6 protein-coding genes are annotated in these 7,402 nt (G+C 67.7%); 2 read left to right on the top strand and 4 right to left on the bottom strand.

The window, feature by feature from the left end:
* Nucleotides 1-39: 39 nt before the first annotated feature.
* From Q7P21_RS17700 to Q7P21_RS17715, 4 genes are all read right to left on the bottom strand, one after another.
* Entirely contained in the window at nucleotides 40-873 is an 834-nt protein-coding gene (locus Q7P21_RS17700; RefSeq protein WP_304178139.1) for a MaoC family dehydratase N-terminal domain-containing protein, read from the bottom strand.
* A gap of 189 nt (nucleotides 874-1,062) precedes the next feature.
* On the bottom strand, nucleotides 1,063-1,302 hold the full coding sequence (locus Q7P21_RS17705; protein WP_304171674.1) for a DUF2188 domain-containing protein: 240 nt from the start codon (nucleotides 1,300-1,302) through the stop codon (nucleotides 1,063-1,065).
* A gap of 97 nt (nucleotides 1,303-1,399) precedes the next feature.
* The gene (locus Q7P21_RS17710) at nucleotides 1,400-2,224 is read right to left on the bottom strand and encodes an aldo/keto reductase (protein ID WP_304178140.1); all 825 of its coding nucleotides are present in this window, start codon (nucleotides 2,222-2,224) and stop codon (nucleotides 1,400-1,402) included.
* A 5-nt stretch (nucleotides 2,225-2,229) separates the two neighbouring features.
* Nucleotides 2,230-2,670: a VOC family protein gene (locus tag Q7P21_RS17715; RefSeq protein ID WP_304171678.1), complete on the bottom strand. Its 441-nt coding sequence runs from the start codon at nucleotides 2,668-2,670 to the stop codon at nucleotides 2,230-2,232.
* A 272-nt stretch (nucleotides 2,671-2,942) separates the two neighbouring features.
* On the opposite strand from Q7P21_RS17715, the gene Q7P21_RS17720 reads away from it, so the two are divergent.
* Both Q7P21_RS17720 and Q7P21_RS17725 read left to right on the top strand, forming a co-directional pair.
* Nucleotides 2,943-4,019 carry an efflux RND transporter periplasmic adaptor subunit gene (locus tag Q7P21_RS17720; RefSeq protein WP_304171680.1) on the top strand — a complete coding sequence of 359 codons (1,077 nt, stop codon included), beginning with the start codon at nucleotides 2,943-2,945 and terminating at the stop codon, nucleotides 4,017-4,019.
* A gap of 97 nt (nucleotides 4,020-4,116) precedes the next feature.
* On the top strand, nucleotides 4,117-7,344 hold the full coding sequence (locus Q7P21_RS17725) for an efflux RND transporter permease subunit (RefSeq protein WP_304178141.1): 3,228 nt from the start codon (nucleotides 4,117-4,119) through the stop codon (nucleotides 7,342-7,344).
* Nucleotides 7,345-7,402: the final 58 nt, after the last annotated feature.

Below are 7,402 nucleotides of genomic sequence, written 5' to 3' on the forward strand. Positions count from 1 at the left end.
CACCCTTGTGTCGATAACCGGCCGCGCAACCAGATACGCCTAACCCACCTCCGCCGTCATGGCCTGGGCGCCGTCGCAGCGGATCGCCTGGAAGGCGCCTGTCGCGGTATCGCCGGTCAGGCGCACCGGCTGGTCCACGAAGATCGGAGCCACGGCGCGGAACGAGAACCGGGTGAGCGGCCGCTTTAGCCTGTGGGTGGCGTGGGCGTGGAGCTTCGCCGCCGTGAAGGGGCCGTGGACCACCAGGTCGGGATAGCCCTCCTCGCCTTGCGCATAGGGCTGGTCATAGTGGATCCGGTGGCTGTTGAAGGTCACCGCCGAGAACCGGAACAGCCGCACGGTGTCCGGGCTCCAGGCCTCGTCGTCCGGGCCTGCGTCCTGGGCGACCGGAACCAGGGCCGCCGTCGCCTCCCCCGCGCCGCGATAGACGATGGTCTGTTGCTCGCGCACGCAGGGCCCCGCCCCTTGCGAGATCACCCGCTCGACCTCGACGAACACCAGGTCGCCGGTGCGTCCCGAACGGTGCTTCACATCAAGGATGGTCGAGACCATCTCCGCGCGCTCACCCAGGACCAAGGGCGCGGCGAAGGTCATGGCGGACGCGGCGAACATGCGCCGGGGCAAGGTGACCGGCGGCAGGAATCCGCCGCGCTTGGGGTGACCATCCGGCCCGATCTCGCTGTTGGGGAAGACCGGCAGGAAGAAAGCCCAGTGGGCCAGGGGCGGCAGGACCTGCTCGACGTCCAGCCCCGCGCCGACGGCGGCGGCGAAGCGGCGCAGGGCGTCTGCGTCCAGCACCTCGGCGCGACGCTCCTCGCGACCGATCCAGCCGCGCCAATTCTCGATGAGGCCTTGGTCCAGGGTCTCGCTCACGGCCGCTCTCCAGTTTGGCGCTAGAGCCCTTCCCTGTTTGGCTGAACCAACCAGACAGGAAGAGAAGGGCTCTAAATCAAGACGTTGGAGCATTTCCTGATCCGAAAAGTGCGTCACACTTTTCGGGAAATGCTCCAGGCGACTGAATGGCGGTCTTTGCGCGCGGAGGCAAACCGCGCGGCGCGGAAATCAGCCGATGACGTCAGTCTCGGGGCGATCGTGGCCGTCGGCATGCTCGGTCAGCCAGACGCCGTTCTCGTCCTCGTACTGGATTTCCTCGGTCGCGCCGGGGACCCGCTGCTCGCGGGCCACGCGGCGGGCGCGGGTCAGGGCCGCAGCCCGGGTCGGAAAGGTCTCGGAATAGACCCCGCTGGAGCGATAGGCCCAGCCGCCGTCATGTTCGACGACCTGATAGACGACATGAGACATGGGAGTTCTCCTGGGGGCGGATCGCGGGTCGGCCGGGAGTCTCCGCCCTCGGGACGATCGCGTCAAAGCGAAATCCCGAGGGCGTGGGTCCTTTGCGTCAGCCGAACGCGGCGGGATCAGGGCCGATGCGGCCGGCGCCGTCCAGGCCGGCGATCGCCGCCATGTCCTGCGCGCTGAGTTCGAAGCCGAACACATCCAGGTTCTCGGCGATGCGCGACGGCGTCACCGACTTGGGGATCACGATCAGGCCCAGCTGGACATGCCAGCGGATCACCACCTGGGCGGCGGTCTTGCCGTGGCGGGCGGCGATGGCGACCAGGGTCGGATCGTCCAGGGTCTTGCCCTGGCCCAGCGGGCTCCAGCTCTCGGTGAGGATGCCCTTGGCCGCATGGAAGCCGCGCAAGTCCGCCTGCTGGAAGCGCGGGTGCAGCTCGATCTGGTTCACCGCCGGGGTGACGCCGGTCTCGCCGATGATCCGCTCCAGGTGGGGAATGGCGAAGTTGGAGACGCCGATCGACTTGGCGCGCCCCTCCTCCTTGAGCCGGACCAGGGCCTTCCAGCTGTCGAGATAGAGGTCCTGGGTCGGGGCCGGCCAGTGGATCAGGTAGAGGTCCACAAAGTCCAGGCCCAGCCGGCCCAGGCTCTTGTCAAAGGCGGCCAGAGCCGCGTCGAAGCCCTGGTTCTCGTTCCACAGCTTGGTGGTGATGAACACCGCGTCGCGGGCCAGGCCGGAGCGGCGGAAGCCCTCGCCCACGCCCTTCTCGTTACGATAGACCGCTGCGGTGTCGACGGCGCGATAGCCGGCGGCGAGCGCGACCTCGACCGTGTCGGCGGTGGTGTCGGCCGGGGTCTGCCAGACGCCCAGCCCCACCTGGGGAAGCGCGCGGCCGTCGTTCAGGGTCAGATAGGTCTGGTCGGTCATGCGGGTCACCAGGCGCCGGTGTTGGTCATCGAGACCCAGGGCTCAGCCGGGGCGAGCGCGGGACCGGCCTGAAGCAGCTCCACCGAGATGCCGTCGGGCGAGCGGACAAAGGCCATATGGCCGTCGCGGGGCGGACGGTTGATGGTCACGCCGCCGGCCTGCAGCCGGGCGCAGGTCTCGTAGATGTCGTCCACGGCATAGGCCAGGTGGCCGAAATTGCGGCCGCCCTTATAGTCCTCAGGGTCCCAGTTGTAGGTCAGCTCGACCATCGGGGCCTTGGCGGCCCTGGCGTGCTCCTCGTCACCCGGCGCGCAAAGGAAGACCAGGGTGAAACGGCCCCCGGCGTTCTCAACCCGGCTGACTTCGGTCAGGCCCAGCTTGGCGCAATAGAAGTCGAGGGAGGCGTCCAGATCGGTCACGCGGACCATGGTGTGCAGGTATTTCATCGGCTCTGGCTCCTCTCGAGTCCCAAAAAAGGCGGGTCGAATCACAAAAAAGGCGGGCTCCCCGCGATGGGGCCCCGCGCAAGACCGTACCGTCGAAATGCGGCCTTCGGGGCACAATAGCCGCCTGTCACGCTTCCTGTCCGCGATTTCATTTGTGTTCGCGGATCGGTGGCATCAGAAGCCCCATCAACCTATCTGCATGAAGTTGGGGAACGATCGCGCGCGCCTGCGTGCCGGTCGATAAGCGATTGTCGCGCTGGGGAAACGACGGGATGCGTCTGAAGTCATCTTATGTGGTCGCGATTGGCATCGTCCTGTTCGTGGCCTTGCTGTTCGCTGTGGGAAGCCTCTCTGGCGGCAAGGCGTCGAAGGCCGACCCCAAGGCGACCGCTGCGGCGACCAAGGCCGCCGGCCCGCCGAGCGTCCAGGTCCAGATCACCCCTGAGACCCTGCATGCCTACACCATCACCATCCGGGGCCGCACCGAGGCGGCGCGCAGCGTCGTGGTCCGCTCCGAGACCGCCGGCACGGTGGCCGCCGTCCCCTCGGTCGAAGGCAGCTTCGTCCGCAAGGGCGCGATCCTGTGCAAGCTGAACGTCGACGCCCGCCAGGCGGCGGCGGATCAGGCCCGCGCCCAGGTCCGCGCCCAGTTGCTGACCCAACAGGCCTCGGTTGAGCTGGCCCGCAAGGGCTATCGCTCCCAGACCCAGGTGCTGCAGGCCCAGGCCGCCCTCGACAACGCCCAGGCCGTGCAGCGCCAGGCCGAGGTCGCCCTGGAGCAGATGAACATCCGCGCGCCCTTCGACGGGGTGTTCGACAAGCGCGACGCCGAGATCGGCGCCTATCTGTCCCCGGGCCAGTCCTGCGGCACCATGATCGAACTCGACCCGATCCTGATCGTCGGCGACCTGCCGGAGACCGAGACCGGCCGTCTGCGGGTCGGCGCGGCGGGGTCCGCCCTGCTGCTGTCGGGGGAGACCCTGACGGGCCATGTCCGCTATCTGTCGCGGGAGGCCGACGCCCAGACCCGGACCTATCATATCGAGGTCACGGCCCGGAATCCGGGACTCAAGATCCGCTCGGGCCTGTCTGCCACGGTGAAGATCGAAGCCGGCCAGGGCCCCGCCCACATGGTGCCGGTATCGGCCCTGGTGCTCGACGCCGCCGGCCGCCAGGGCGTGCGCTTCGTCCAGCCGGACAATGTCGTCGCCTTCGCGCCGGTCACGGTGATCGAGGAGACGCCCAGGGGCGTCTGGGTCTCCGGCCTGCACGGCCAGGTCCAGGTGATCACCGTCGGCCAGTCCTATGTGGCCGAAGGCCAGAAGGTCCGCATCGGCGCGAGCCACTAAGAGGCGTCGGCGCCCCGCTGGGGCCTGAACGACGCATGAGCTAGAATTGTCGAGACTGCGGGCCCCGGCGTCCGCAGATCTCCGGGAGGCGAAGACCATGATCGGACCCTTGATCGACGGCGCCATCAAGCGGCGGAAAGTCGTGCTCGGCGTCACCCTGATCGCCAGCATCTTCGGGTTCATGGCCTACAACGCCATGCCCCGGGAATCGAACCCGGACATCACCATCCCCTTCGTCTCGGTGGTGGTGCCCTATCCGGGCGTCAGCCCCGAGGACGCCGAGCGCCTGCTGGTCAAGCCGCTGGAAACCCAGCTGCAGTCCCTCGACGGTCTGAAGGAAATGAACGCCGCCGCGCGCCAGAGCATGGCCGTGGTGACCCTGGAATTCGAGCCCGACTTCAACAAGGACAAGGTGCTCGAGGACGTCCGGGCCAAGGTCGACCTGGCGCGAGGCAAGTTCCCGCCGGACGCCGAGGAGCCGATCATCCAGGAGGCCAATGTCTCCGGCGATCCAGTCATCGGCATCGTGCTGTCGGGCGCCGCGCCCGAGCGTGAACTGGTGCGCATCTCCCGCGACCTCAAGCAGCGGCTCGAGGCCACGCCCGGCGTGCTGGAGGCCGAGCTCAGCGGCGGCCGCGAGGAGTTCCTCGAGGTCACCGTCGATCCGGTCCGGATGGAGGCCTACAACATCACCACCGGCGAGCTCGCCCAGGTGATCGGCCGCAACAACCAGCTGGTCCCGGCCGGCGACCTGCGCTCCGGCGGCGGCAAGTTCGCGGTCAAGGTGCCGGGCGTGGTCGACAAGCCCGAGGACATCCTCAGCCTGCCGATCAAGCGCAATGGCGACCGGCTGATCACGGTCGGCGACATCGGCCAGGTGCGCCGCACCTTCAAGGAAGCCAATTACATCACCCGGTTCAACGGCGAGCCGGCCTATTCCCTGGAGGTCTCCAAGCGGGCAGGCTCCAACATCCTCGACACCGTGCAGCGCGTGCGCGCCACCGTGGCGGCGGAGCAGAAGCGCTGGCCGGAGACAGTCCACGTCTCCTACACCTTCGACCAGAGCGACTTCATCGGCCGCACCCTCAATGTGCTGGAGGGCGGGCTGATCTCGGCGACCATACTGGTGATGGTGATCATCATCGCCAGTCTGGGAATCCGTCAGGGCCTGCTGGTGGGCTTGGCGATCCCGGCCTGCTTCATGCTGGCCTTCCTCATGCTCAACGCCATGCATGTGACCCTGAACCAGATGGTCATGTTCGGCATGGTGCTGGCCGTGGGGATATTGGTCGATGGCGGCATCGTGGTGGTCGAATACGCGGACCGGAAGATGGCCGAGGGCATGTCCAAGGAGGAGGCCTTCGCGGCCGCCGGCAAGCGCATGTTCTGGCCGGTGCTGAACGGCACCCTGACCACGCTCTGCGCCTTCATCCCGTTCATGTTCTGGAACTCGATCCCGGGCAAGTTCATGAGCTTCCTTCCCCTCACCCTGTTCTTCGTGCTGGGCGCCTCGATCTTCGTGGCCCTGATCTTCACCCCGGCGCTGGGGTCGATCATGGGCCGCAAGGCCGGGGTCGACACCCATCTGCTGGCCGAGATCGAGAAGTCCGAGCGCGGTGACCCGCGCGAGATGCACGGCTTCATGGGCTGGTACGCGCGCTCCATCAACACGCTCGGCCGCCACCCCGGCCGGACCATGGGCGTAACCCTGCTGATCGTGGTGGCGATCTTCATGTGGTTCGCCAAGACCCCGCACCGGACCGAGTTCTTCCTCGATCAGGATCCGGAGTGGGTGCAGGTGTTCGTCAAGGCGCGGGGCAACATGTCGCCCGACGCCCAGGATGTGCTGGTGCGTCAGGTCGAGACCCGGCTGTTCGGCGTCAAAGGCGTGGATTCGCTCTATGTGCGCAGCGGCTCGGCCAGCAGCGGCGGCAACCGCAACGGCCCGCCCAATGACACGATCGGCCGCATCCAGGTCGAGTTCCAGCACTATGAGGAACGCAAGGCGCTGGGCCTGCGCGGCAAGGACATCGCCAAGGAAATCCGACGCCGCGTCGCCGACATGCCCGGCATGCAGGTCGAGGTGCGCGAGCCCCAGGGCGGACCGCCCACCGGCAAGGCGGTGCAGGTCGAACTGCGCAGCAACAATCCCGCCGCCCTCAACCAGGCCGCCGACATGGTCAAGGCTAAGCTGGCCACCGACCCGCAGATCGTCGAGCTGGAGGACAACCGCACCTCGCCAGGGATCGAGTGGAACCTGACCGTCGACCGCGAGGCCGCCGGCCGCTACGGCGTCGATGTGCTGACCGTCGGCCAGGCGATCCAGTACACCACCGGCGGGGTGCTGGTCGGGCGCTTCCGCCCCGACGACGCCGAGGACGAGCTGGATATCCGGGTGCGCTTCACGCCCGAGGGCCGCAATGTCGACGCCTTCGAGAACCTGAAGATCCCCACGGCGGTCGGACCCGTGCCGGCCAGCTACTTCGTCAAGCGCGTGCCGGCCCAGCAGGTCACCACCATCCAGCGGCGCGACAGCCAGCGCGTGGTGATCGTCCAGGCCAATGTGGTCGAGGGCGTCGCCGCCAACGCCAAGATCCAGCAGCTGAAGCCCTGGATGGAAAAGGCGCCGATCGATCCCTCCGTCCGCTGGAAGTTCACCGGCGCCGACGAGGAAGGCCGCAAGGCCGTGGTGTTCTTCATCACCGCCATCTCGGCGGCCCTGTTCATGATGATGATCATCCTGCTTTGGCAGTTCAACAGCTTCTACGGCGTGATCGTCACCCTCTCGGCGGTGGTGCTGTCGACCATGGGCGTGCTGCTGGGGGTGCAGATCAATCTGCTGCACACCTTCGACTATGTGTCGGTGATCATGCTGGGCACCGGGGTTGTGGCCCTGGCCGGGGTCGTGGTCGGCCACAACATCGTGCTGGTCGACACCTATTACCAGCTGCGCCGCGCGGGTTATGAGGCGGACGAGGCGGCCATGCGGGCCGGGGCCCAACGGTTCCGGCCGGTGATGCTGACCACCCTGGTGACGGTGGTGGGCCTCTTGCCGCTGATGTTCCAGATCCACCCCAACTTCCGCAACTTCCACCTGGAATACCGGGCCCCGGGGTCGGAATGGTGGGTGCAGCTGTCGGCCGCCGTGGTCTGGGGCCTGACCTTCGCGACCCTGCTCACCCTGGTCCTGACGCCGGTCCTGCTGGCCGCGCCCAAGGTGATGTCCGCCCGGTTCGCCTGGCTGTTCGAGAAGGTCGGACTGAAGCGGCGCAAGCCGCCCGCCGCGCCGGCCGTGCACGGCGACCTGTCCAACGCCGCCGAATAGGCCTCGCGGGGGGTCAGTGCGCGCGGGTCTGGCGGCGCCACAGGGCGGCGTACTCGCC

The sequence above is a fragment of the Phenylobacterium aquaticum genome (assembly GCF_947378715.1).
Classification (GTDB): domain Bacteria; phylum Pseudomonadota; class Alphaproteobacteria; order Caulobacterales; family Caulobacteraceae; genus Phenylobacterium; species Phenylobacterium aquaticum_A.